Annotated in this window: 25 protein-coding genes; 11 read left to right on the top strand and 14 right to left on the bottom strand. The window is 69.7% G+C overall.

What is annotated here, in order from left to right:
• Positions 1–7: 7 nt before the first annotated feature.
• From EOW65_RS12660 to EOW65_RS12630, 7 genes are all read left to right on the top strand, one after another.
• Positions 8–1,048 carry a heme-dependent oxidative N-demethylase family protein gene (locus tag EOW65_RS12660; RefSeq protein ID WP_128149960.1) on the top strand — a complete coding sequence of 347 codons (1,041 nt, stop codon included), beginning with the start codon at positions 8–10 and terminating at the stop codon, positions 1,046–1,048.
• A gap of 161 nt (positions 1,049–1,209) precedes the next feature.
• Positions 1,210–1,974, top strand: coding sequence for an enoyl-ACP reductase FabI (gene fabI, locus EOW65_RS12655; protein ID WP_128149958.1), 765 nt, complete (start codon positions 1,210–1,212; stop codon positions 1,972–1,974).
• A gap of 253 nt (positions 1,975–2,227) precedes the next feature.
• The gene (locus EOW65_RS12650; RefSeq protein ID WP_128149956.1) at positions 2,228–2,731 is read left to right on the top strand and encodes a type III secretion system chaperone family protein; all 504 of its coding nucleotides are present in this window, start codon (positions 2,228–2,230) and stop codon (positions 2,729–2,731) included.
• Positions 2,732–2,757: 26 nt separating this feature from the next.
• Positions 2,758–3,570 (top strand): pyrroline-5-carboxylate reductase, encoded by an 813-nt coding sequence (gene proC / locus EOW65_RS12645; protein ID WP_128149954.1) that lies wholly within the window; start codon positions 2,758–2,760, stop codon positions 3,568–3,570.
• The gene (locus tag EOW65_RS12640; RefSeq protein WP_240664667.1) at positions 3,567–3,902 is read left to right on the top strand and encodes a tRNA-binding protein; all 336 of its coding nucleotides are present in this window, start codon (positions 3,567–3,569) and stop codon (positions 3,900–3,902) included. Before proC ends, EOW65_RS12640 begins: the two co-directional genes overlap by 4 nt.
• Positions 3,902–4,849 carry a 2-hydroxyacid dehydrogenase gene (locus EOW65_RS12635; protein ID WP_128149950.1) on the top strand — a complete coding sequence of 316 codons (948 nt, stop codon included), beginning with the start codon at positions 3,902–3,904 and terminating at the stop codon, positions 4,847–4,849. The genes EOW65_RS12640 and EOW65_RS12635 overlap by 1 nt, the downstream gene beginning before the upstream one ends.
• A 55-nt stretch (positions 4,850–4,904) precedes the next feature.
• Positions 4,905–6,026, top strand: coding sequence for a beta-ketoacyl-ACP synthase III (locus tag EOW65_RS12630; protein ID WP_128149949.1), 1,122 nt, complete (start codon positions 4,905–4,907; stop codon positions 6,024–6,026).
• A 129-nt stretch (positions 6,027–6,155) separates the two neighbouring features.
• Here EOW65_RS12630 and EOW65_RS12625 read toward each other — a convergent pair whose 3' ends face one another.
• Positions 6,156–6,755: a thymidine kinase gene (locus EOW65_RS12625; protein ID WP_128149947.1), complete on the bottom strand. Its 600-nt coding sequence runs from the start codon at positions 6,753–6,755 to the stop codon at positions 6,156–6,158.
• A 247-nt stretch (positions 6,756–7,002) separates the two neighbouring features.
• Between EOW65_RS12625 and EOW65_RS12620 the strand changes: the two genes are divergently transcribed.
• Positions 7,003–7,464, top strand: coding sequence for a hypothetical protein (locus EOW65_RS12620; protein ID WP_113900121.1), 462 nt, complete (start codon positions 7,003–7,005; stop codon positions 7,462–7,464).
• Positions 7,465–7,504: 40 nt separating this feature from the next.
• Here the strand turns inward: EOW65_RS12620 and EOW65_RS12615 are convergent, their stop codons facing one another.
• The 10 genes from EOW65_RS12615 to EOW65_RS12570 all read right to left on the bottom strand — a co-directional run bounded on the left by EOW65_RS12615 (position 7,505) and on the right by EOW65_RS12570 (position 18,880).
• Entirely contained in the window at positions 7,505–8,821 is a 1,317-nt protein-coding gene (locus EOW65_RS12615) for a DEAD/DEAH box helicase (protein ID WP_128149945.1), read from the bottom strand.
• Between the two features lie 236 nt (positions 8,822–9,057).
• Complete coding sequence (dtd, locus tag EOW65_RS12610) at positions 9,058–9,507, bottom strand: D-aminoacyl-tRNA deacylase (protein WP_128149944.1); 450 nt, start codon at positions 9,505–9,507, stop codon at positions 9,058–9,060.
• Positions 9,504–10,427 carry a carbohydrate kinase family protein gene (locus EOW65_RS12605; protein ID WP_128149941.1) on the bottom strand — a complete coding sequence of 308 codons (924 nt, stop codon included), beginning with the start codon at positions 10,425–10,427 and terminating at the stop codon, positions 9,504–9,506. The genes dtd and EOW65_RS12605 overlap by 4 nt, the downstream gene beginning before the upstream one ends.
• A 15-nt stretch (positions 10,428–10,442) precedes the next feature.
• On the bottom strand, positions 10,443–11,567 hold the full coding sequence (locus EOW65_RS12600; RefSeq protein ID WP_128149939.1) for a zinc ribbon domain-containing protein: 1,125 nt from the start codon (positions 11,565–11,567) through the stop codon (positions 10,443–10,445).
• A 7-nt stretch (positions 11,568–11,574) separates the two neighbouring features.
• On the bottom strand, positions 11,575–12,732 hold the full coding sequence (locus EOW65_RS12595; RefSeq protein WP_128149937.1) for an SPFH domain-containing protein: 1,158 nt from the start codon (positions 12,730–12,732) through the stop codon (positions 11,575–11,577).
• A gap of 14 nt (positions 12,733–12,746) precedes the next feature.
• Complete coding sequence (locus EOW65_RS12590) at positions 12,747–13,736, bottom strand: DUF2927 domain-containing protein (protein ID WP_164880091.1); 990 nt, start codon at positions 13,734–13,736, stop codon at positions 12,747–12,749.
• Between the two features lies 1 nt (position 13,737).
• A complete protein-coding gene (locus EOW65_RS12585; RefSeq protein ID WP_128149935.1) occupies positions 13,738–14,904 on the bottom strand; it encodes a toxic anion resistance protein in 1,167 nt (388 codons plus the stop codon).
• 27 nt (positions 14,905–14,931) lie between these two features.
• On the bottom strand, positions 14,932–15,606 hold the full coding sequence (locus EOW65_RS12580) for a hypothetical protein (protein ID WP_164880090.1): 675 nt from the start codon (positions 15,604–15,606) through the stop codon (positions 14,932–14,934).
• Positions 15,607–15,758: 152 nt separating this feature from the next.
• Positions 15,759–16,676: a 5-bromo-4-chloroindolyl phosphate hydrolysis family protein gene (locus tag EOW65_RS12575; protein WP_128149932.1), complete on the bottom strand. Its 918-nt coding sequence runs from the start codon at positions 16,674–16,676 to the stop codon at positions 15,759–15,761.
• A gap of 236 nt (positions 16,677–16,912) precedes the next feature.
• Positions 16,913–18,880, bottom strand: a complete 1,968-nt coding sequence (locus EOW65_RS12570) for a pseudouridine synthase (RefSeq protein WP_128149930.1) — start codon at positions 18,878–18,880, stop codon at positions 16,913–16,915.
• A 120-nt stretch (positions 18,881–19,000) separates the two neighbouring features.
• Between EOW65_RS12570 and EOW65_RS12565 the strand changes: the two genes are divergently transcribed.
• Entirely contained in the window at positions 19,001–19,450 is a 450-nt protein-coding gene (locus tag EOW65_RS12565; protein WP_128149928.1) for a nucleoside deaminase, read from the top strand.
• Between the two features lie 12 nt (positions 19,451–19,462).
• Positions 19,463–19,831 (top strand): DsrE family protein, encoded by a 369-nt coding sequence (locus EOW65_RS12560; RefSeq protein WP_128149926.1) that lies wholly within the window; start codon positions 19,463–19,465, stop codon positions 19,829–19,831.
• 97 nt (positions 19,832–19,928) lie between these two features.
• Here the strand turns inward: EOW65_RS12560 and purD are convergent, their stop codons facing one another.
• A complete protein-coding gene (gene purD, locus EOW65_RS12555; RefSeq protein ID WP_128149924.1) occupies positions 19,929–21,191 on the bottom strand; it encodes a phosphoribosylamine--glycine ligase in 1,263 nt (420 codons plus the stop codon).
• Between the two features lie 67 nt (positions 21,192–21,258).
• Here purD and xseA point away from each other — a divergent pair, with 67 nt between their 5' ends.
• Positions 21,259–22,791: an exodeoxyribonuclease VII large subunit gene (xseA, locus tag EOW65_RS12550; protein ID WP_128149922.1), complete on the top strand. Its 1,533-nt coding sequence runs from the start codon at positions 21,259–21,261 to the stop codon at positions 22,789–22,791.
• A gap of 162 nt (positions 22,792–22,953) precedes the next feature.
• On the opposite strand, the gene EOW65_RS12545 is transcribed toward xseA, so the two are convergent.
• Together EOW65_RS12545 and EOW65_RS12540 are read right to left on the bottom strand one after the other, a co-directional pair.
• A complete protein-coding gene (locus EOW65_RS12545; protein ID WP_128149920.1) occupies positions 22,954–23,364 on the bottom strand; it encodes a hypothetical protein in 411 nt (136 codons plus the stop codon).
• Between the two features lie 76 nt (positions 23,365–23,440).
• Positions 23,441–24,583 carry an alkane 1-monooxygenase gene (locus tag EOW65_RS12540; RefSeq protein ID WP_128149918.1) on the bottom strand — a complete coding sequence of 381 codons (1,143 nt, stop codon included), beginning with the start codon at positions 24,581–24,583 and terminating at the stop codon, positions 23,441–23,443.
• Positions 24,584–24,666 lie beyond the last annotated feature (83 nt).

Raw genomic sequence — 24,666 nt, 5'->3', positions numbered from 1 at the left:
GGCACGGATGACCATCCAGTTCCACGACGAAACCTTCCGCGACGACTACACCTTCCACAACTCGCCCGAGGGGATCCGGCGCTTCCCGTTCCCCTTCGACCAGGACAGCTACATGTATTCGGTCAACCTCGAGCCGCACGCGGGCGGCAAGGCCGGATCGCCCTTCGAGAAGCGCTTCGACGTCGACGAGCATTACGTCGCCGAGATGCGCGACCGCGCGATCACGCTGGCCGAGGACCCGCTGCGTTGCCAGTCGCTGCCGCATATGGAGCTGGCGGGCTGGGATTTCCTCGAACTCGTGATGGTCTCGAAATCCGAGGATTACCCCGAGCTTTTCATGCTGAACCGTGACGGCGACCGCTGGCACTGGATCAACCGCCCGCTCGGCATCGAGCAGCGCTTCACCTTCCTCGATGCCACCACGCTGCCCTGCGGGCCGATGGAATACATCACCCGCCAGACCCAGGGCGACCATGCGCTTCTCGACCAGCGCGACGGCAACCTGTGGATGGATGCCGGCATGGTGACGAGCCAGGCCGACTGGTCGCTTGATTTCGACATCGGCATGAACTTCTTCGAGTGGCACGCGCCGGTGCCGAAGGCGCATGAGCTGGGGGTGTTCCAGCGCGCGCTGAAGTTCCTCCTGAACCTGCAGCAGGGCGCGCCCTCGCGGCGGCTGAACTGGACGATGACGGTGAACCCGCGGCTCGACACCAGCCCCGAGAACTACCACAAATGGGGCCCGGAGAAGCGCACCGTCGCGCCGGGCAACGTCGGCGCCAAGCAATACCTGCGGGTCGAGCTGCAGACGCTCTGGCGGCTGCCGCGCTCGAACGCCATCGCCTTCCCGATCCGCTGCTATCTGTGCTCGCTCGAGGATCTCGTGACGGTGCCGAAATGGGGCCGCCGGCTGCACCGGGTGCTGCGCGACCTGCCGGACGAACTGGCCGAATACAAGGGCTTCGCGGTGAACCGCCCGGTGATCCTCGACTATCTCGCGCCCTTCGACGATGGCGCGCCGACCTCGCCGGGCATCTTCCCGGACTGATCCGGGGCCGGGCCCCCAGCGGGGCCCCGCTGTCCGGCCGTGGAGTTTTTGCCACGCTCTTTCGCAACCGCAGAAAGAACCTCTCTGCGGCGCAGAAAAGCTCGGGCGGGCCGGCCGAAATCCTGCTATGACTTTGGCGCAGCTGAACTCATGGAGGCGCCATGTTCTCGCTCAAGGGACAGAAGATTCTCGTTGTCGGCATCGCCAACGACCATTCCATCGCCTATGGCTGTGCCCGGGCCTTCCGTGAGCAAGGGGCGGATCTTGCCGTCACCTGGCTCAACGCCAAGGCCGAACCGCATGTCCGGCCGCTCGCCGAATCGCTCGGCGCCGAAATCATGATGCCGCTCGACGTGACCGTGCCGGGGGAGCTGGAAGCGGTCTACGAGGAAATCGGCAAACGCTGGGGCAAGATCGACACGATCCTGCATTCGATCGCCTTCGCGCCGAAGGCCGACCTGCATGGCCGCGTGATCGACTGCTCCTCTGACGGCTTCGGCAAGGCGATGGACATCTCGGTCCATTCCTTCCTGCGGATGATCCGTCTGGCCGAGCCGCTGATGCCCGGGGGCGGCACCTGCCTGTCGGTGTCGTTCTTCGGCTCGTCGCGCGTCGTGCAGCACTACAACATCATGGGCCCGGTGAAGGCCGCGCTCGAAAGCACGGTGCGCTATGCCGCGGCGGAACTCGGCGAGAAGGGCATCCGCGTGCATGCGCTCTCGCCCGGGCCGCTCGCCACCCGCGCGGCCTCGGGGATCGACCAGTTCGACAGCCTGCTCGCCGAGGCGACCGAGCGCGCCCCGACCCATGTGCTGACCACGATCGACGACGTCGGCGCGATGGCGGCCTTCCTGGCTGCGCCCGAGGCGAAGAACCTCACCGGCGGCATTCACGACATCGACGGCGGCTATTCGATCACCGCCTGACGACTGCGGCTCCGCGCCCCGACCGGCATCGGGTCTTCCCGGTGCCGGTTTCGCATTTCTGCCCCTCTCCCGGCGGTTGTCCCCAGATATCGTGTCGGCAGGGGCAGTTATCCACGACAAATTGCTTTACAGGGGGCAGATCCCGCCGCACGATATTTTGTAGGGATCGTGCGCTGCCACGCCGATCCTTGTGGATGGATCGAGTCCTAGGGAAACATCCCGGGGTCTGCACGAAACGCGTGGGGGTATGGGCATGGCACTGATCGAGGACTATCTCGGCGTCGAGGGCATCCACCCGATCGATGTGGTGGAGACGCTGGCAGAGGCGCATGAATGGGATTTCGACCGCGTCGCCGATGACCAGATCGCGATGATGGTCGAGGGGCAGTGGCGCAGCTATTCGCTCACCCTCGCCTGGTCGGCGCAGGACGAGGTGCTGCGGCTGCTGTGCACCTTCGAGATCGACCCGCCCGCGGCGCGCGAGGGCGCGCTTTACGACCTGCTCAACCGCATCAACGACCAGTGCTGGACCGGCGCCTTCACCTTCTGGCGCGAACAGAAGCTGATGGTGTGGCGCTATGGCCTGGTGCTCTCGGGCGGCCAGATCGCGGGGCCGGCGCAGATCGACCGGATGATCGGCGCCGCGGTCAGCGTCTCGGAACGCTTCTACCCGGCGATGCAGCTTGCCTGCTGGGGCGACGAGACCCCCGAGGCGGCGCTGAAGGTCGCCATTGCAGAGGCCTACGGCCGCGCCTAAGCTCTCCCCCGCAAAGGGGAAATGCGATGGACTTTTCGACGATTGAGGCACGCGGTCTGGTTCTTCTGGGCTGCGGCAAGATGGGCTCGGCGCTGCTCGCCGGCTGGCTGCGCGGCGGGCTGAGCCCGAGCGCGGTGCATGTGATCGATCCGCACCCGTCCGACTGGCTGATGGGCACGGGCGTGGCGGTGAACGGGCCGCTGCCCGAGGCGCCGGCGGTGGTGCTGGTCGCGGTCAAGCCGCAGATGATGGGCGCGGCGCTGCCGCAGCTGACCGCCATGGGCGGCGGGCGCACGCTCTTCGTCTCGATCGCCGCGGGCACGACGATCGCCACCTTCGAGGGGGTTCTGGGCGCCGGTACCCGGCTGGTGCGGGCGATGCCGAACACGCCGGCCGCGATCGGCCGGGGCATCACCGCGATCGTCGGCAACACTCAGGCCAGTGCCGCCGATCTCGACATGGCCGAGGGGCTGTTGTCGGCCGTCGGTCAGGTGGTGCGGCTCGATGCCGAAAGCCAGATCGACGCGGTGACGGCGGTCTCGGGCTCTGGCCCGGCCTATGTCTTCCACCTGATCGAGGCGCTCGCCGCCGCGGCCGAGGCCGAGGGGCTGTCGCCCGAGCTGTCGATGCGGCTGGCGAAAGCCACCGTCGGCGGCGCCGGGCAACTGGCCGAGGACGCGGCCGAAAGCCCGGCGCAGCTGCGCGTCAACGTGACAAGCCCGGGCGGCACCACCGCCGCCGCGCTCGCCGTGCTGATGGATGCCGAGACCGGCTTCCCGGCGCTTCTGAAATGCGCGGTCAAGGCCGCCGCCGACCGTGGACGGGAGCTTGGCAAGTGACGATCAGTTTCGACGAGTTTCTCAAGGTCGACATCCGCGTCGGTCGCATCACCGCTGCCGAGACCTTCCCGCAGGCGCGCAAGCCCGCCTACAAGCTGACCATCGACTTCGGCCCCGAGATCGGCACCAAACGCTCCTCGGCGCAGATCACCAGACACTATACGCCCGAGGAACTGATCGGCCGGCAGGTGATGGCGGTGGTGAACTTCCCGCCGCGCCAGATCGGCCCCTTCATGTCCGAGGTGCTGACGCTTGGCGTGCCCGACGAGAGTGGCGAGGTGGTGCTGATCGGCCCCGGTCAGGACGTGCCCATCGGCGGAAGGCTCTTCTGATGAAGCTGATGGTGACGCGGGCGCTGACTCCTGCGGTCGAGGCCCGGGTGTGCGCGGAGTTTCCCGACGCGACCTTCCGCAACGGCGCCGCGCCGATGACCGAGGCCGAGGCGGCCGCGGCGCTGGCCAGCTATGACGCGCTTCTGGTGACGCTGGGCGATCAGGTCCGCGGCGCGGCCTTCGCGGGCCCCCTGCGCGCGAAGATCGTGGCGAATTTCGGCGTCGGCTATAACCATATCGACGCGGCCGCGGCAAAGGCGCACGGGATCACCGTGACCAACACCCCGGGCGCCGTCACCGACGCCACCGCCGACATCGCGCTGACGCTGCTCCTGATGAGCGCGCGCCGCGCCGGGGCAGGGGAGCGCTTCGTGCGTTCGGGCGCCTGGACCGGCTGGACGCCCACCCAGTTCCTCGGTCATCATGTCAGCGGCAAGCGCGTCGGCATCGTCGGGCTCGGTCGGATCGGCACCGCGATCGCGCGGCGCTGCCATTACGGCTTCGGCATGGAGGTGGTGTTCCACAACCGCTCGACGGTGACCGAGCCGGGGCTGCCGGCGCGGCAGGTGCCGCTTCACGAGCTGCTGGCGATCTCCGATTTCGTGGTGATCGCGGTGCCGGCGACGCCGCAGACGCATCACCTGATCGGGGCGGCGGAACTCGCGCGGATGCAGCTCCATGCGCATCTGATCAACATCGCGCGCGGCGACATCGTCGACGAGGCGGCGCTGATCGCGGCGCTTCAGGCCGACCAGATCGCCGGGGCGGGGCTTGATGTCTTCGAGCGCGAGCCTTTCGTGCCTGAGGCGCTGCGCGCGCTCGACTGCGTCACGCTGCTGCCGCATCTCGGCACCGCGGCGCTCGAGGTGCGCGATGCCATGGGCTTCATGGCGCTCGCCAATCTGACCGCCTTCCGTGACGGCAAGGTGCCGCCGAACGCGGTCTGACCCTTGACCCCCGGCGCGGTTCGCAAGACTGTGCCGCGACTTTCGAGAGGACCAGATGTTCACCCCTGCGATCACCGGAACCGGGGTCTTCACCCCGCCAGAGACCATCACCAACGACGAGCTGGTCGCCGCCTTCAACGCCTATGCCGACCGCTACAACGCCGAGCATGCGGCCGAGATCGCGGCGGGCACGCTTGCGGCCAAGGACCATTCCTCGTCCGAGTTCATCTTCAAGGCCTCGGGCATCGAGAGCCGCTATGTGATGGACAAGACCGGCGTCCTCGACCCCGCGCGGATGTATCCGCAGCTGCGCCAGCGCAGCGACGATGAGCCCGGGATCATGGCCGAGATCGCGCTTGAGGCCTGCGCGAAGGCCCTTGCGGCCGCCGGGCGCGAGGGCAGCGAGGTCGATCTGGTGATCTGCGCCGCCTCGAACATGGAGCGCGCCTATCCGGCGGTGGCGATCGAGATCCAGAAGCTTCTGGGCGCCTCGGGCTTTGCCTTTGACATGAATGTGGCCTGCTCCTCGGCCACCTTCGGCATCCAGGCCGCGGCCGACATGATCCGTACCGGCTCGGTGCGGTGCGCGCTGGTGGTGAACCCCGAGATCACCTCGGGCCACCTCGAATGGCGTGACCGCGACTGCCATTTCATCTTCGGCGATGTCTGCACGGCAACACTGATCGAGCGGCGCGAGGAGGCGAAGGCCGGCGGTTTCGAGATCCGCTCGACCCGCTGCGCCACCGAGTTCTCGAACAACATCCGCAACAACAATGGCTTTTTGCGCCGCACCCGGCCCGACGGGCTGGCCGACCGGCGCGACATGCAGTTCATGCAGGAAGGCCGCAAGGTCTTCAAGGAAGTGCTGCCGATGGTCTGCGCCCATATCCTCGGCCATCTGGCAGAGGCGGGGCTCGCGCCCGCGGCGCTGCGCCGGCTCTGGCTGCATCAGGCGAACAAGACGATGAACGATTTCATCGGTCGCAAGGTGCTCGGCCGCGATCCGGCGCCGGGCGAGCAGCCGAACATTTTGCAGGAATACGCGAACACCTCCTCGGCCGGCTCGATCATCGCCTTCGACCGTTTCTCGGGCGATTTCGCGCCGGGCGAGATCGGGCTTATCTGCTCCTTCGGGGCGGGCTATTCCGTGGGCTCGGTGATCGTCGAGAAGTTCTGAGATCGGCGCGGCCGGGGGCGAAGGACGCCTCCGACGGGAGTCTTTACACAAGGAAAAGCCGGGGATCGGACACCGCTCCCCGGCTTTTCCTTGTCCCGGATAGTCACTCTTTTTCCTTGTCCCGGATAGTCACTCTTCCGTGGGGGCGGGCGCGTCCTCCATCGCCTCGCGCCAATGCCGGCGGCACAGGCTGACATAGGTCTCGTTGCCGCCGATCTGCACCTGTGCGCCCTCGCGCAGCGCGCGCCCGTCGGGCCCCATGCGCACCACCATCGTCGCCTTCTTGCCGCAATGGCAGATCGTGCGCACCTCGCGCATCTCGTCGGCAAGGGCGAGCAGCGTGGCCGAGCCCGGGAACAGCGCGCCGCGGAAGTCGACGCGCAGCCCGTAGCACATCACCGGCACGCCCAGATCGTCGACCACGCGGGCCAGCTGCCAGACCTGCTCGGGGGTCAGGAACTGCGCCTCGTCGACGAAGATGCAGGCGCAGGGGCCTTCGGCAAGGCGCGCCGCGATCAGTGCCGCCATGTCGGTCTCGGGGGTGAAGGTCTCGGCCCCGGCGCCGATGCCGATGCGGCTTGCGATCCGGCCCTCGCCCGCGCGCCGGTCGAGCCGGGCGGTGACGAGGAAGGTCTGCATGCCGCGCTCGATATAGTTGTAGGACGCCTGCAGCAGGATCGTGCTCTTGCCGGCGTTCATCGTCGAGTAATGGAAGTAGAGCTTGGCCATGGTGCCCCATAGCGCGCCGGACGGGCCCGGGCAAGACGAAGACCCCCGCGCCCGGTCCGCTCTTGCGCACCGTCGCGAGGGTCTCTCACCGTTTCTGACGTCACGATGTCAGCACTCATACGCCCGCCGTGGCGGGTGCTTTCGGTGTGACAAATCCTCGCCCTCCGGGTAAGGGGGAAAGCACCAGCCGGGGTTCCCCCCCAGGCATTCAGCGTAGAGAGGGATGGGCGGTTCTGGCCCGATTGTGATGACCGAGAAGATTGAAAGCTATCTGAAAAAACACACCGAGGCGCTGGTGAAGGACATCGGCATCGAGGCCGCGACCCAGGTCAGCGGCAAGTCGAAGGCGACGCTGGGGCGGTATTATTCCACCGATCCCGACCATAGCGACCGCTTCATGCCGATCGACGTGGTCGCCCGGATCGAGGCGGTGGCGAAATTCCCGCATGTGACCCAGGCGCTGGCCGAGCTCGGCGGTCTCGAACTGTCCTTCGACGAGCGCCGGCGGAACCTGTCGGAAGGCGGGGTGAGTTCGGATGTGGTGGTGCTGAGCCAGCGCTTCGCGATGCTGATGGCGGAATATCACGCCTCGATCATGGACGGGAAGATCACCGCGACCGAGGCGCGGCGGCTGCTGGCCGAGACCCAGGCGCTGCAGAAGGTGCTGATCGAGATGAAGCTGCATCTCGAGGACGAGACCGTGCGCTGACACGGTCCCGTCCGGGAGCTTGCGGAGAGGGCGGTGCGGCTCAGGCCGCGGTGCCGCCTTTGCCCCCCGGAACGCGCCGGCGCGGGCGGGCGGCGCCGCCCGCCGCGGCCTTCGCGGGGTTCGCCTTGGCCGGGTTCGCCTTCGGTGCGCCGCCCTGCGCGGGTTTCGGGCCACGACCGCGATGCGGCTTCTTGCCGGCGCGGGCGGGGGCTGCGGCGGCAACCGGAGTATGCGGCTCGCCGCCGATCACCGGGATCCGCGCGCCCATGGCCTTCTCGATCGCGCGCAGCTCGTCCATCTCCATCGGTCCGCAGAAGGCGACGGCACGGCCGTTGCGGCCGGCGCGCGCAGTGCGGCCGATGCGGTGGACATAGTTCTCGGGCACGTTCGGCAGGTCGTAGTTGTAGACATGCGCGACCTCGGGAATGTCGAGCCCGCGGGCGGCGACATCGGTCGCGATCAGCAGCTTCACCTCGCCGGCGCGGAAGGCGCTCAGCGCCCGCTCGCGCGCGTTCTGCGACTTGTTGCCGTGGATCGCGGCGACCGAGAAGCCCCAGTTGTCCATCAGCTTCGCGAGTTTATCCGAGCCGTGCTTGGTGCGGTTGAACACCACTGCCAGCTCGCCCGGGTGCTTGGCGACATATTCGGCCAGAAGCGCGGCCTTCTCGCCCTGGGTGGTGAAATGCACGCCCTGGTCGATCTTCTCGGCGGCCTTGCCGGGCGGCGCCACCTCGACCCGCACCGGGTCCTGCAGATAGCTCTGCGCCAGCTCTTCCATCAGCTTCGGCATGGTGGCCGAGAACAGCATCGTCTGCCGGTCCGCGGGGATCAGCTTGGCGATGCGGCGCAGGGCGTGGATGAAGCCGATGTCGAGCATCTGGTCGGCCTCGTCGAGGACGAGATATTTCGTCTCCGACAGCACCAGCGCGCGGCGCTCGAGCAGGTCGAGGAGACGGCCGGGGGTGGCGATCAGCACGTCGGTGCCCTTGGCGAGCTTTTCCGACTGCACGTTGATCGAGGCACCGCCGACGACGCGCTGGATGCGCACCGGCGCGCCCGCGGCAAAGGCCGAGAGGTTGTCATGGATCTGCGTCGCCAGTTCGCGCGTCGGCGCCAGCACGAGGGCGCGCACGGTCTTCGGCGCGGGGCGCTTGCCATAGGCGATGATGCGGGTGAGCATCGGCAGGCCGAAGGCGGCGGTCTTGCCGGTGCCGGTCTGGGCGATACCCAGCAGGTCACGGCCGCGCACGATGTGCGGAATGCCCTGTTCCTGGATCGGCGTCGGTTTCACCAGGCCGAGGCCCGCGAGGTTCTGCAGAAGGATCGGCGCAAGGCCGAGGTTTTCGAAGCTTTCCAAAAGTCTGTCTTTCCTGGCACCAATGGGTGCGAAAAATCGGTCTGGCCGGACGCGAGGTCCGGCGGGCGGGCGGGCGCGGACAGGTCTGTCCGCTGGCCCCCCGCGTGATTGTGAGGCCGGGTGTCCGCCCTTGCGCCGGTCGGGCACGGGGCCCGGGGTGCGCGGCTGCTCACGCGGCAGCGGTTGCGGATGCTTGCCAGATGGGCGCTGCGGCGCGGAAAGTCAAGAAAAACCGCTCAGGCGCGGTCGGCGGTGTCCATCCAGATCGTCACCGGCCCGTCGTTGAGCAGGCTCACGGCCATGTCGGCGCCGAACTCGCCATTCCCGACCGGCAGGCCGAGGCCGCGCAGCGCGACGCTGAAATGCTCGTAAAGCCGGTTGCCGATCTCGGGCGGGGCGGCGGTGGAAAAGCCCGGGCGGTTGCCGCGCGAGGTGTCGGCGGCCAGCGTGAACTGGCTGACCACCAGACAGGCGCCACCGATGTCGGCGACCGAGCGGTTCATCTTGTCGGCCTCGTCGCGGAAGATCCGCAGCTTGGCGATGCGCGCGGCCAGTTTCTCGGCCTCGGTCTCGCCATCGCCCTGCATCGCGCAGACGAGGATCAGAAGTCCCGGCCCGATCTCGCCGGTGATCCGGCCCTCGACCTCGACCTTGGCGTGGCGCACACGCTGGATCAGCGCTCTCATTCCAGTTCCTCCTTCCAGGGCGGGTTTGCGCCCGCGCGGGCGACGGTGACGGCGGCGGCGGCGGTGCCGAGGCGCAGACAGGCCTCGAGCACGGCGCCATCGGCCGCGGCGACGGCCTGTTTCGACAGCAGCCCGGCGCGGTCGAGCGCCGCAAGGACGCCCGCGTTGAATGTGTCGCCGGCGCCGACGGTGTCGACGACGGTTGCCTCCTGCGCCGGCACGAAGATCGCCTCGGTGGCGCTGAAGCCATGGGCGCCGCGCGCGCCCTCGGTGATGAAGACAAGCTTCGGGCCGCGGGCCAGGATCGCGCGGGCGCGCGGCTCGATCGCGCCGGGGCTGGTGAGCCAGTCCAGATCCTCGTCCGAGAGCTTGACGATGTCGGCCGCGGCGATCATCCGCCCGATGCGGGCGCGATAGGCCGCCTCGTCGCGGATGAAGCCCGGGCGGATGTTCGGGTCGAGCATGGTCAGATGGCCGGGGGCGGCGCGCACCATCAGCGCCTCGTAGGCCGCGGCGCAGGGCTCGACGGCGAGCGAGATGCCGCCGAAGAAGAGCGCACGCAGGGCAGGGGGCAGGGCAGGCAGGTCTGCGGGCGACAGCATCCGCCCCGCCGTGCCCTCGTCATAGAAGGCATAGCGCGCCTGCCCGTCCACCAGCGTCACGAAAGCGAGCGTCGTGGGCCGGTCCGAACGCGCCGCAAGCGCGGTGTCGACGCCCGAGGCGGTCAGCGCCTCACTCAGCATCTGCCCGAAGAGATCGGTCGAAAGCCCCGAGAAGAAGCCGGTCTTCACGCCCAGCCGGCCAAGCGCCAGCGCGGTGTTGAAGACCGCACCGCCCGGGGCGGGGGCGAAGGCGGGTTCGCCGCGCGTGCTTTCGCGCGGCAGCATGTCGATCAGCGCCTCGCCGCAACACAGGATCATCTTGCGCCTTCCCCGTCAGCCGTTCTGCTTCTGATAGAGATAGGCCAGCCCCGCCGCCACGATCAGCCCGAAAACGACCGCAATCGCGATCTTCCACACCGACCACGGCCGGTCGCCGCGCACCGCGCCGGTCTGGGCGTTGACGACGAAGCGGAACGACCGGCCCTGGAACTTGTAAGCTGCGGTCCAGACCGGCAGCAGGATATGCTTGAAGGTCTCGGCCGAGAAGCTGGGGTCGAGGCTGGCGATGCGCTGCTCGTCGCCGCCGATGTCGCGGCGCACGTCGGACTGGATCACCCGCAGCATCTCCGCCTGGGCGAGGTGGTGGCCCTCGATCAGCTCGACGGTATAGCCCTCGGCCGAGAGCCCGGCGAGGTAGTCGGGGCTGTAGGGCACGAGCCCGGTCAGATCCCAGGGGCTGAGCCCGTCGACATGGCCCGCGGGCAGCGAGCGGGCGGCATAGATCAGCACATCGTCGAAATCGCGCGCGACCTGGCCTGCGACCGGGGTCCAGCGGATGTGGCGGATCTGCTCGGTCCGGGTCTCGGGGCGGCCGTCGACCATCACCGTGACCTGCCGCGTTTCATACCAGGCATCGCCGCGCGCGCCGGTGTAGCGGGTGCGGGTGGCGGCGTCGAAGGTCCAGAAGGGCGCATAGATGCCGGTCATCTTGCGCCCGCGCCGCGCGTATTGCGCCAGGCCCGAGGGCGCGAACCACAGGCTGCCCAGCCAGCGACCAAGGGCGGCGCGCGCCTCTGCCTCGGTCAGGCGGAACGGGATCAGCCCTTGCGGCCGGATCAGCCGCTTGCTGCCGCTGTCGGTGACGACCGGGGTCGCGCAGAACGGGCATTGCGTGGCGTGTTCTGGGCCCGTCAGCTCGATCGAGGCGCCGCAGTTCGGGCACGAAAGGGTGCGGTGCTCCTCGAGCTCCTCGATCGGCAGATCGGCGCGCAGCCCGGCCTCGAGCGGCAGCTCGTGCAGCGCCGAGGCGCCGCGGCCGGTGGCGCGGGGGATGTCCTGGACATGGCCGCAATGGTCGCACACCAGCCGTTCCTGCCCGGGGGCGAAGCGCAGGTCCGCGCCGCAAGCCTCGCAGGGGAAGTGCTGCTCGGCCTGCGCTTGCCGCAACGGGGCGGTCATCGACGCCTCACTGTGCCGGTGGCGGGGGCGGGGGCGGCGCGATGGTGAAGAGCTGCGCAAGCTCGGTGATCTCGCCCGCGGGTTTCCAGCCGTCCTGCCCGGGGGTCCAGACCAGCGTGTCACGGCTGAAGCTGCCCTCGCTCACCATCCGGCCCAGATGGCCGCGGCCGTAGGGGCCCTGGGTCTGGCCGTTCACCGCAAGGTGCCAGACCTTCTCGACCGGCGGGGGCGGGGGCGGCGCCATCGCGGCGGGCTGGGCCATCGGCTGCGCCGCCGCGGGCACCGTGCCCCAGGGGCCCGCCATCGTCTGTCCCGCCATCGTCTGCCCCATCGCCATGCCCATGCCGGCGCCGAGACCCGCGCCGATGGCCGCGCCCATGCCGGCCGCCGCACCTGAGCCCGGCTGTGCCATCGCCTCGGCGGCGTTGAACTGCATGTACCTGTTCAGATCGCCGACGATCCCCATCGAGGTGCGCTTGTCGAGCGCCGCCTCGACCGCCTCGGGCAGCGAGATGTTCTCGATGTAGAACTCGGGCGTCGAGAGGCCGTAATTCGCCACCACCGGCTCGATCGCCTTCACCACCAGCTTGCCCAGATCGGCGGTGTTCGCCGCCATGTCGAGCACCGGGATCGACGAGGCAGCCACCGCGCGCGAGAATTCCTGCACGATCACGTTGCGGATCTGGAACGAGATCTCGTCCGAGGTGAACTCGCCATCCGTGCCGACGATCTCGGCCATGAATTTCGCCGGGTCGGTGACGCGCATCGAATAGGTGCCGAAGGCGCGCAGCCGCACCGGGCCGAATTCCGGATCGCGGCAGATCACCGGGTTCTTCGTGCCCCATTTCAGGTCGTTGAAGCGGGTGGTGTTGACGAAATAGATCTCGGACTTGAACGGCGAGCTGAAGCCGTGGTCCCAGTGCTGCAGCGTGGTCAGCACCGGCATGTTGTTGGTCTCGAGCTGATAGAGCCCGGGGGCGAAGACATCGGCGATCTGGCCCTCGTGCACGAAGACCGCGGCCTGGCCCTCGCGCACGGTCAGCTTGGCGCCATACTTGATCGCGTGGTCATAGCGCTCGAACCGCCACACCATGGTGTCGCGGGTGTCGTCGGTCCAGGCGATGACGTCGATGAATTCGCCGGTGAGAAAGTCGAGAATGCCCATCTGGCCCTCCTTGGTCAGGCGTCCGGTCCCATCAGCTCGGATGCGATGATTTCGACGATCGGCCGCGCCTCGGCCTCGGTCATGCCGGGGCGCAGGCGCGGGTCATAGAGGATCTGCAACAGCAGCTCGTCATGGCGGGTGAGCAACGCGAATTCCTCGTCGTCGTTGAAGATCGAGGGCCGCGCGCGCGGATAGTCATTGGCGAGGCCGAGGCCCTGCGACAGCTCCTCGTGGATGCACGAGAGCCGCAGGTCGCGCGGATGCTCGGCGCGGATCACCGCCACCGCGCGCGAATAGTTCGGCGCCGCCCCTTCCGAGAAGGCGAAGACCACGCAGAAGGTCGCGGGCGAGAGGTCGGTGATCGCCGAGACCGAGGCCGCGTCGATGCCGGGCACCAGCGCGCGCAGCCGCGGCGCCAGGGCGCGGCGCTCGTCCTCGTTCACCACCAGCACCGAGAAGTTGCCGCCCGCGGGGACCACCCCCACCGGGTGGTGGCTGGCCCGGGCGAGCTGACCGGCATAGGCCGAGATCCAGGCGTCATCGGTGATGCGTTGCGCGAGAGGCACCGAGGCGCCGTATTCGACCGACATCCGCACCGGCTCTTCCCAGCGGCGCAGCCGGCTTTCCGCCTGGCTGGCGACGAAGGCGCCGCCGCGCCGCGAGTATTCGTCGTAAAGCGCGATGTGGATGAAGTCGTCGACCAGCCGGCGCGCGCCGAAGGGGGCATCGCGCGGGGCGACGTCCTGACGCATCAGCCCGCGACTTTTCAGCGTCTTCTCGACCTTGACGTAATAGGCGTGCATCGCCCGGCTCTCGTCGGACTGCGGTGTCACCACCGTGCCTTCGCCCCAGCGGCCGGGAGCAGGCTGGGGCGCGGGCGTGCTTTCGGGGGCCAGCACCGGCGGCCGCGCGGCGGGCGCAGGGCTGTTCAGGCAGCCTGCGAGTGCCGCGCACAGTGCCATCGCGCCGCCGGCGCGCAGTGTCCAGGCCTCGGGGTGACGCATCTCAGCTCTTGTCCGCCGTCGGTTTCGCCCGCGCCGAGGACAGTGTCTCGCGCAGCTGCGTTTCCATTTCCCCGAGGTCCTTCTCGGCCGCGGCACGCTTGCGCTTGCCCTCGTCGGCGATCCGCAGGCTGTCCTCGATGGTGGCGATCAGCTCGCCATTCGCCGCTTTCACCGCCTCGATGTCGAAGATGCCGCGCTCCATCTCGGTGCGCACGGCCGCATTCGCTTCACGCAGGTTCTTCGCATTCGCGGTGAGCAGCTCGTTGGTCAGGTCAGAGGCCTGCCTGACCGCCCGCGCCGCCTCGGCCGAGCGCTGGATCGTCACCGCCTGGGCAAGCTGCGTTTCCCACAGCGGCACGGTGTTGACGAGGGTCGAATTGATCTTCGTCACCAGCGACTTGTCGTTTTCCTGCACAAGCCGGATCGAGGGCAGCGACTGCATCGTCACCTGTCGCGTCAGCTTCAGGTCATGCACGCGGCGTTCAAGATCGTCACGCGCGGCGCGCAGGTCGCGCAGCTCCTGCGCGCGCAGCACCTTCTGCTCCTCGGGGGCGGCGGCGACCTCGGCCTCCTTCGCCGGGATCACCGTCGCGTCGACCTCGCGCAGCTTCTCCTCGCCCGCGGCGATGAAAAGCGCGAGCTCGTCATAGAAGCCGAGCGTCTTCGCATAGAGCAGGTCGAGCGCCTTCACGTCCTTGAGCAGCTTCGTCTCGTGGCTGAGGAGCTCGTCGGTGATCCGGTCGATCTGGGTCTGCACTGCCTCGTAGCGCGCCAGGAACTGCGCGAAGGGCGCGGCGCGGCCGGTCAGCCGCTCCCACCAGCTCTGCTTGCGCCGCACGTCGAGTTCAGAGACGGAGAAGCCGCGGATGGTGGTGACGATCGCGCTCAGGCTGTCGCCTGCAGGGCCGACGTCCTTGTTCTTCACATCGGCCAGCATCTCCTGGCTGACTGCCTGAAGGTCGTTCTGGGCCCGCGATCCGAAATACATGATCGAGCTGCTGTCGCCGAGGTTGATCTCGGCCATGCGGGCGCGGATCTCCTCGGCCACCGGGGCCGGGGCCGCAGCAAGCGCCACCATCTCCTTGCCGGGATCGGCGAGCACGGCCTGCGCCACGGTCTCGATTTCGGCCACGGCCAGAGCGGCCTTCTCACGCACGGTCTCGGTCATACACACCCCCGGTTTGCGGGGGCGGGGTCAGCTGTGCCCCAACTCGCCCGCCAGTGACACCCCGGATTCGCCCGAACGCCAGGCCGTGCGAATCCCGTACACGCAAGCCAGCGCCTCGCCCGTCAGTCGTTCGAGCGTATCGCAATAGCTGCCGAGCGCATATTCATCCGGCGCGCCGGCAAGGACAACCGAAAGTTTCCCGGTGGCGGTTTCCAGCGTGTCGAGACCGCGGGTGAGATGCGGGCGGGCCAGCGCGTGGGCCTCGGGGCGGGCGGCCAGCTCGGATTGCAGCCGGTTCATCGCGGCGCCGTATTCGGCGAAGGCCGGCAGCAGTTCGGGGGCGCTGTCGCGCAGGAAGCGGTGCAGCGCGTCGAGGCGATGCTTGGTGGCCGCAAACAGCATCGGTAGCTGCTCGGCGGGGTCCTCGGGCGCCGGTTGCGGCGCCGCTCGGCGCCGCGGCAGCCGGGTGCGCAGATAGCGCGCGAGCCGGTCGAACTCTTCCCCGGCAAGGGGGGCAAGGCGCACGATCGCGCGGCGCGTGGGCTGGTGCAGCGCGATCGCGACGAGGGCGGCGGGCAGGGCGATGAAGAACAGCCCGGTCTTCAGGAAAGACTGCGCGGCATCGGCGAAGGAAACCGTCTCGGCCGCGGAGGTGACATGGGTGAGCAGGAAAACAGCGCAAAAAAGGGCCGCGGTACGCAACAAAAAAATCGGGCGGAACATGCGCATCGGTGGGACCTCGGCCGTCTGAGAGGCCTCAGGATTGCGGCGAAGCGGGGCGGATTTGTGACCCGGTCGTGACCGCGCGTGGAAATCCCCCGGCGTCGGCGAAACGCTGCGTTTCCGATTCGGGGTCAGTCCTTCGCGGTCCCGGTGACCGACGGGCCCGTCACCCCCTCGCGCGCCAGCCGTTCGCGCAGCACCTCGATCTCGATGTCGAGCCCCTCGCGCCCGCCGGCGATCAGGCTGCGGGTGCGGGCGGTGAAATTCGCCTCGAGATCGCCGAGCAACGCCTCGTAGTCGCGGCGCGCCTGCGCGTCGCGGGTGGCGGCCCAGAGGTCGGCGAATTTGACCGTCGCGTCGCGCGCCCCCTCAAGGTAGATGCCCATGTAGCGGCGCGCGGCGCCCAGATCGCCCGGGTCCTCCTCGACGGCGCGGAACAGCTCGCGCGCGGTGGCGGCAAAGCGCTCGACCCGGGCGCTGAGCAGGGCGTCCTGTGCCCGCACGATCGCCTCGCGCATCGCGGCGAGGTGCTTTTCGCCCTCCGCGACGACACGGGCGACGCGGTCCTGCTGGAACGGGTCGATGCCCTCCATGCCCTTGTCGCGCATCGGGTCGGGGCCGAAGGCCAGAAGCGCCAGCCCGGCGCCGATCACGCCGATCACCGCGGCGCCTGCGATTCCCGCGGCCAGGGCGGCCAGTGCCAGACCGATGCCGCCGACGACGGCGCCAAGCGCCTTGCGCGGCAGGGCGGGGCGGGGGGCAACGCGGCGCGCCTGCCAGGCGGCCTCGGCGCGCAGGCCCTCGCGGATCAGCCAGGCGCCGCCGGCGATCAGCGCGAAGGCGGCAAGGTTGCGGGCCAGAACTTCGGGCCCGTCGCCGAAGGCGCGCGGCAGCAGTGGCGCGGCGGCGACGATCAGCCAGACCGGGCGACGCAGCAGCGGATGACGGGGGGCGGAAGGGGCCTGCGGCACGCGGTCGGGCGCGACGCCCGGATAGCCTTCGTCGGTCTTTGGCTGCGGGCTGTACTTGCCGCCGAAACGCTGCGCCATCTCAGACCGTCCCTTTCAGCGCGACCAGGAAGGTCAGCACGACGAGCAGCCAGAAGGCGATGGTTTGCACGGTCTTGCGCGACATGGAACCCCCGGGGTCTTGGCGGCGGGAAAGGTCCCGCCCGGTCAGAGATTAGGCATTCGCGCGCCCCGCTTCCAGTGCCAAGCGGCAGGGCAGGGGTGGGGAAAAGCCGCGCGGGCTTTCCCCCATTTTGATCGGTATGGTGCCTGCGCGCTCAGCCGCGCTTCGGGCCGGGGCGGCCGAAGGGCTTGCCGGCACCGCCGTCGCGATGGCTCTTGAAGCCCTCGGCGCGCGGCTTGCCCTTGCCGCCCTGGCTCTTGAAGCCATGCGACTTGAAGCCCGAGGATTTGCCCTCGCCGCCCTCGGGACGCTTGCCGAAACCGGGCTTGCCACCAAAGCGGGGCTTGTCGCCATAGGACGGCCGGTCACCCGAGCGCGGCTTGTCGCCGTAGGAGCGCGGCTTGTCGCCATAGGACGGCCGGTCACCCGAGCGCGGCTTGTCGCCGAAGGAGCGCGGCTTGTCGCCATAGGACGGCCGGTCGCCCGACCGCGGCTTGTCGCCGTAGGAGCGCGGCTTGTCGCCATAGGACGGCCGGTCATCCGAGCGCGGCTTGTCGCCGAAGGAGCGCGGCTTGTCGCCATAGGACGGCCGGTCGCCGGAGCGCGGCTTGTCCCCGTAGGAGCGGGGCTTGTCGCCATAGGACGGCCGGTCACCCGAGCGCGGCTTGTCGCCGTAGGAGCGCGGCTTGTCGCCATAGGACGGCCGGTCACCCGAGCGCGGCTTGTCACCGTAGGAGCGCGGCTTGTCGCCATAGGACGGCCGGTCACCCGAGCGGGGCTTGTCGCCGAAAGAGCGCGGTTTGTCGCCATAGGACGGCCGGTCGCCCGAGCGCGGCTTGTCGCCGAAAGAGCGCGGTTTGCCCCCGAAGCCGGGCTTGCCGCCGCGGCCCTCGTCGCCCGAGCGGGCGGCATAGGGGCGCTTCTCGCCCTCGTCACGGGCCGGGCGCGGGCCGCGGCCGAACTTGCCCTCCTCGTCGCGATGCGAGCGGAAGCCCTCGCCGCGCGGCTTGAAGCCACGGCCTTCTTCCCCCGAGCGCGGTCCGAAGGGGCGCTTGCCGCCCTCGGGGCGCGGGCCGCGGTCGTCGCCGTCGCGCCGCGGACGGAAGCCCTCGCGTTCCCCGTCGCGGGGACGGAACGGCTTGTCGCCCTCGGGGCGCGGGCCACGCGGGGCGCCGCCCTGGGCAAAGTCCCTCTGCTTGCCGAAGCCCTTCTTCTCGGCGCCGTCCTCGCGGCGCGGGCCGAACGGGCGGCGCTCGTCGCCGTCACCGTCGCCGCGATCGCGACGCTTGGCACGGGCCTGGGCGCGTTCGACCAGTTCGGCGCGCGGCGGGCGGCCATCCTCGGCCCCCGAGAACAGCCGGTCGCCGAGCTGGTCGCGCAGCGTCTTGCGCTTCACCTCGACCACGTCGCCGGGCTGCATCTCGTTCAGCCGGAACGGGCCATAGCTGACCCGGATCAGCCGGTTCACCGTCAGCCCGATCTCGGTCATGGCGCGGCGGATCTCGCGGTTGCGGCCCTCGCGGATGCCCACGGTCAGCCAGGCGTTCGCGCCCTGCTGGCGGTCGAGCGTCACTTCCATCGGCAGGAATTCCTCGCCCTCGATGGTGATGCCGCGGCGCAGCGGGTCGAAGGTGTCGTTCATCGGCCGGCCGTTGACGCGGACGCGATACTTGCGCAGCCAGGCGGTCTCGGGCAGCTCGAGCCGCCGCTTCAGCCCACCGTCATTGGTCAGCAGCAGCAGCCCTTCCGAGTTGAGGTCGAGCCGGCCGACGTTGAGCACCCGCGGCATGCCCTCGGGCAGCTCGTCGAAGATCGTGCGCCGGCCCTGTTCGTCCTTCTCGGTGGTGACGAGGCCAAGCGGCTTGTAATAGAGCCACAGCCGGGTTTCCTGCGGCGCGTCGATCGGCTTGCCGTCGATGACCACCTTGTCGGTGGGGGCAACATCAAGCGCGGGCGAGGTGACGGGCTTGCCGTTCACCGTGACGCGGCCGGCGAGGATCATCTTCTCGGCATCGCGGCGCGAGGCGACGCCGGAACGGGCGATCACCTTGGCGATGCGTTCGGAAGAGGTGCGTTCGGCTTCGCCGCGGGGCGCGGCGGGGGTTTCGGGGGTATCGGTCATCGGAGCAGTCCTTCAACGGGAAACGGGGCGCGGAAGCCGCGGCCAAGGCGGCGCTCTACACCTTTCCGTGGCCCTTGCAAAGCATCTTGCGCGGGGCTGGTTTCACGGCGATGAAGGGGCATGAGCTTCACCTCCTACATGGACCTCGCGCTCGAGGAGGCGCGCGCCGCCGCCGCCCGCGGCGAGGTGCCGGTGGGCGCGGTGATCGTCGCCCCGGGCGGGCGCGTCGTCGCCCGCGCCGGCAACCGCACCCGCGAACTCAGCGACCCGACCGCGCATGCCGAAATCCTCGCGCTGCGCATGGCCTGTGCCGCGGCGGGGTCCGAGCGGCTGCCGGGCCACGACCTCTATGTCACGCTCGAACCCTGTCCGATGTGCGCCTCGGCGCTGAGCCAGGCGCGGATCGCGCGGATCTACTATGGCGCGGCCGATCCGAAATCGGGCGGCGTCGCGCAGGGTCCGCGGATCTTCGCGCATCCGCAAAGCCACCATGTCCCCGAGGTCTATGACGGCATCGGGGCGCGTGCGGCCGAGGCCCTGCTCAAGGCCTTCTTCGCCGAAAGGCGCTGACCGGAGGACGGAATGGACGAAACGGTGCAGGTGGCGGTCCACCTCGACGAGGCCGACCCCGCGCGGATGCGGATGGCGCTGAACAACATGGCGAACCTCTGCGCCCATTACGCGCAGGCGGGGCAGGCGGTCGCGGTCGAGCTGGTGGCGAACGGGCCGGGGCTCGCGCTGCTGCGCGCCGATCTCTCGCCGCTGGCCGACCGGGTGGCCGAACTTGCCGCCGGGGGCGTGCGCTTCTCTGCCTGCGCGAACACCCTGCGCGGGATCAGCCGCGACGAGGGAACCGCCCCCGTGCTTCTGCCCGCAGCGCGGATCGTGCCCTCGGGCGTGGTGCGTCTCATTGAGCTGCAACGCGCCGGCTGGGCCTATCTGCGGCCCTGAGCGCGCCCCCGCCGTCGCGGCTCACGCGCCCCTGATCTTCCAATTGCCCCAAATATCCCGGGGGGCAGGGGGGCAGCGCCCCCCTTCGCGTCTCGGTTCAGAGCGCGCGCCAGCCGATGTCGCGCCGGCAGAAGCCTTCGGGCCAGTCGATCCGGTCGACCATCGCATAGGCGCGCTCCTGCGCCTCCTTCAGCGTCGCGCCGCGGGCGGTGACGTTCAGCACCCGCCCGCCAGTGGCCAGCACCTTGCCATCCTTCAGCGCGGTGCCGGCATGGAAGACCATCCGCGCGCTGTCCTCGGGCAGATCGGCGAGGCCGCGGATCTCGCTGCCCTTCACATAGGCGCCGGGATAGCCCTTCGCCGCCATCACCACGGTCAGCGCATGGTCGTCGGCCCATTGCGCCTCGACCTCGGCCAGACGCCCCTCGGCGCAGGCGAGGAGCAGATCGAGCGCCTGCGCGCCAAGCCGCAGCATCAGCACCTGGCATTCCGGATCGCCGAAGCGGACGTTGTATTCCACGAGCCGGGCGCGGCCGTTCTCGATCATCAGCCCGGCATAAAGCACGCCCTGGAACGGGGTGCCGCGGGCTGCCATCTCGGCAATCGTCGGGCGCACGATCTCGGACAGCACCTGTTCCTGGATCGCGGTGGTCAGCACCGGGGCAGGGGAATAGGCGCCCATGCCGCCGGTGTTCGGCCCGGTGTCGCCATCGCCCACGCGCTTGTGATCCTGCGCGGTGCCGACGGGCAGCACGTCGGTGCCGTCTGACAGGATGAAGAAGCTCGCCTCTTCGCCCGCCATGAATTCCTCGATCACCACCTCGGCACCCGCCGCACCGAAGGCGCCCCCGAAGATCTCGTCGATGCCGTCGAGCGCCTCGTCGAGCGTCATCGCCACGATCACGCCCTTGCCCGCGGCCAGCCCGTCGGCCTTGACCACGATCGGCGCGCCCTGGGCGCGGACATAGTCCTTCGCGGCCGCCGCGTCCGAGAACCGCGCCCAGGCGGCGGTCGGCGCGCCACAGGCGTCGCAGACTTCCTTGGTGAAGGCTTTTGACGCCTCGAGCTTCGCCGCCGCGGCCGAGGGGCCGAAGGTCAGGATGCCCGCCGCGCGCAGCGCATCCGCCACGCCCGCGGCCAGCGGCGCCTCGGGGCCGACGATGACGAAATCGATGGCGTTTTCCTCGACGCAGGCCAGCACTGCCGCCGCATCGGTCGGCTCGATCGCGGCCAGTTCGGCAATCGCGCCGATGCCTGCATTGCCCGGCGCGACGATCAGCCGGTCGCATTTCGGGTTCTGCTTCACCGCCCAGGCAAGGGCATGTTCGCGGCCGCCGCCGCCCAGGATCAGAATGTTCATCGGCGCACCCCCTTGGCCTTCGCTTTCCGGCCTTCTAAGGTCAGACCTGACATCAGGCAAGGCGCAGATGGACCTTCTCGACGACAGCCCGGGCAGCGGCAATGCCCATGAATACACGGTTTCCGAGATCTCGGGCGCGGTGAAGCGCGTGATCGAGGGCGAGTTCGGCCGCGTGCGCGTGCGCGGCGAGGTGGGCCGCGTCAGCCGCCCGTCCTCGGGTCACATGTATTTCGACCTCAAGGACGCCAGCGCGGTGATCGCCGCGGTGAGCTGGAAGGGGCAGGTCGCGCGGATGCAGATCCGCCCCGAGGAGGGGATGGAGGTCATCGCCGCCGGCCGCATGACCACCTTCCCGGGCCAGTCGAAATACCAGCTCATCGTCGATGACGTCGAACCCGCCGGGGCGGGGGCGCTGATGGCGATGCTCGAGGCGCGGCGCCGGGCGCTCGCCGCCGAGGGCCTGTTTGATGAACACCGCAAGAAACCGCTGCCGTGGTTGCCGGGCGTGATCGGCGTCGTCACCTCGCCCTCGGGCGCGGTGATCCGCGACATCCTGCACCGGCTGCGCGACCGCTTCCCGCGCCGGGTGCTGATCTGGCCGGTGGCGGTGCAGGGGCAGGCCTGCGCGCCCGAGGTGGCGGCGGCGATCCGCGGCTTCAACGCCCTGCCCGAGGGCGGTGCGATCCCGCGCCCCGACCTGATCATCGTCGCCCGTGGCGGCGGCTCGCTCGAAGACCTGTGGGGCTTCAACGAAGAGGCGGTGGTGCGCGCGGCGGCCACCAGCCGCATTCCGCTGATCTCGGCCGTGGGGCACGAGACCGATACCACGCTGATCGACTTCGCCGCCGACCGCCGCGCACCCACCCCGACCGCGGCGGCCGAGATCGCGGTGCCGGTGCGCGCCGACCTTGCCACCTGGCTCGCCGAGACCGAGGCGCGGATGGCGCGCGCGGCGCGCGGCCGGGTCGAGGGGCACGGCCAGCGGCTGCGCGATCTCTCCCGCGCCCTTGGCCGGCCCGAGACGCTGATCGCGCCGGCGCGGCAGCGCTTCGACCTGATGTCGGACCGGCTCGCCCCGGCGCTGCGGATGGTGACGGTGCGCAAACGCGCAGGCTTTGCGCCGCTCGAGGCGCGGATCGCGCCGGCGATCCTGCGCCGCTACCTCGCGCAGGAGGGGCGGCGGCTCGAAACCCTGGCGGCGCGTCTGGCGCCTGCGCTCGCCCGCACCCGGCTCGAGGCAGAGCGGGCGAACACCCGCAACCGCGCGACGCTCGAAGGGCTGAGCGACCGGCTCGCGCGCGCCCCGCAGGCGCGTCTTGCGGCACTGGCCGAGCGGCTCGACCGGCTCGACCGGATGCGCCAGACGCTGGGGTATCGCGAGACGTTGAAGCGCGGCTATGCGGTGGTGCGCACGGGCGAGACGCTCGTCACCCGTGCGGCCGAGGCCGCCGCGGCGGCCACGCTGGAGATCGAGTTCCACGACGGCCGTGTGCCGGCCCATCCGGGCGAGGGCAGCGCCCCTGCGCCAGGCCCCGTCGCCCCCACACCGCGGCGCCGTGCGCGCAAGGACGAGCCACCGGAGCAGGGGAGCCTGTTCTGACCCCGCCGCGCCGGTGACGGCGGTCGGATGAGTATTTGGACCAAGAAAAAGCGCAACGGGCTGTTCTCAAGGTCGGGGCGGGGCATCGCGCGCGCCGCCCTGGCTTTTTCTTGGCAAAAATACTCACTCTGCCCGCGCCGCCGGGCGCCGTGGCCGGGCGGATCAGACCCCAAGATCCGGCCCGGGGCAGTTCAGCGAGGTCGTGCTCTCCTTGAGCGAGATCAGCGGCTCGCCGTCGTCGCGCCCCTCGAAGCGGGCGACGAGCCCGTCCGGGCTGTCGTGGAAGGTCCAGCACTGCAACGGCGTGTCGTCGTGATAGTCGAAGCAGATCTGGTCGCCCTGCTGGAACCAGTCGCCCTCGTGGCACTCGCCCTCGGCAAAGGCCCAGACGACCTTGTGGCCGGGGCGGTATTCCTCGATGCCATAGACCTGCCCGCCGGCGGAATAGGTGATCGTCTTGCCGAGCGTCCGGGCGTCGAACTCCTCGGCAGTCATCGGCGGACCGACCTCGGCCGCGGCAAGCGGCAGGGGCGCGAGGGCGAGGAGAAGGGGCAGGATCAGGCGGGCGCGCATCGCGGGGTCTCCGGTTCGGTCGCGCCAGCTTGCCCCGGATCGGCGGGCGGGAAAAGCCAAAGCACCGTGAGCGGGCTCAGACCCCGCGGGCGGGCTTGCGCAGGGCGCGGGCGCGGCGGTCCATCACCCGGTGCCACAGCGGCGGGATCAATGCGAGCGTCGCCATCGCCGGCAGTGAGCGCGGCAGCATCGGCCGCCCCTCGGCCGTGGTCTCGCCAAGGCGCAGCTCAGGATAGGGCCGGGCCGGGTGGGCGTGGTGGTCCGAATGGCGCGGCGCGTTCAGCATCCACAGCGAGGAGACCGGATCGGGCGCGTCCCAGCTGTGGCGGGCGCTGACGGGCTCGTATTGTCCGTTTCCGGTCTGGGCGCGCTCGAGCCCGTAGTGCTGCACGTAATCTGCGAGCAGGATCTGCATCTGCGCGTAAAGGCACAGCGCGAGATAGGCGGCCACCCCGGCGAGACCGAAAAGCAGCCCGACGAGGATCAGGCACCAGAGCGCGCCCAGCACATAGCTGACATAGGGGTTCACCGCGGCAAGCCGGGCCTTCCAGCCCTCGGGTGCAAGGCGCTTGCGCCGGGCCTCCTCCATCTCCCATCCGGCGATGAAGGCGCCGGTCCAGGCCTGGGGCGCGAAGGCCCAGAAGCTTTCGCCCAGCACCGCGCTATTCGGGTCGTCGCGAGTGGCGACGAAGCGGTGATGCACCAGCCGGTGCGCCGAAGTGTGATGGCCGTAGAGCAGCGAGATATAGACCCATTTGCCCAGCACGAAGAGCCGCTTGTCGGCGCGGTGGATGAGCTCGTGCGCGTTCGAGTTCGACACCTGCCCGAAGAACAGCCCGCAGGCGAAGAAGAGCGCGATGCGGGCCGGGATCGACAGCCCCGTCGCCCCGGAAAGCGCCGCGACGCCCAGAAGAAGCAGGACGAAATGCGCCACCGCCAGCGCCACCGAGAGCCGGTCGGCGGCGGGAAACTCGCGGCCCTCGGGGGCGTCCGGGGCGGCATGGGCGATGAGCCGGTCGAGGGCGTAGACCACCCCGCCGATCCAGGCGACGGCGAGCCAGGGCCAGATCCCGCCGAAGAACGCGCCAAGCACGATGAGCGGCACCGGCGCGAAGGTCGCGGCGGCAAAGAGGTCGATCCCGGGCACGGCATGCCCGATCGTGCGCAGCCCCTGCGCGAGTCGGGCAAGGCGGACGGAAAGGTCGGAACGGTCTGACATGGCACTGCTCTCGGCGCGTCTTCTGGCGTTTCGGGGCAGTCTAGCGCAAAATCGGGCCAAGTCAGGGTGAAGGCTTGCCGCAG

Origin of the sequence: Paenirhodobacter ferrireducens (assembly GCF_004022265.1) — a bacterium.
Classification (GTDB): Bacteria; Pseudomonadota; Alphaproteobacteria; order Rhodobacterales; family Rhodobacteraceae; genus Rhodobacter; species Rhodobacter ferrireducens.
Note: the sequence above shows the minus strand (reverse complement) of the source record. Positions and strands in the feature narration are given on the sequence as shown.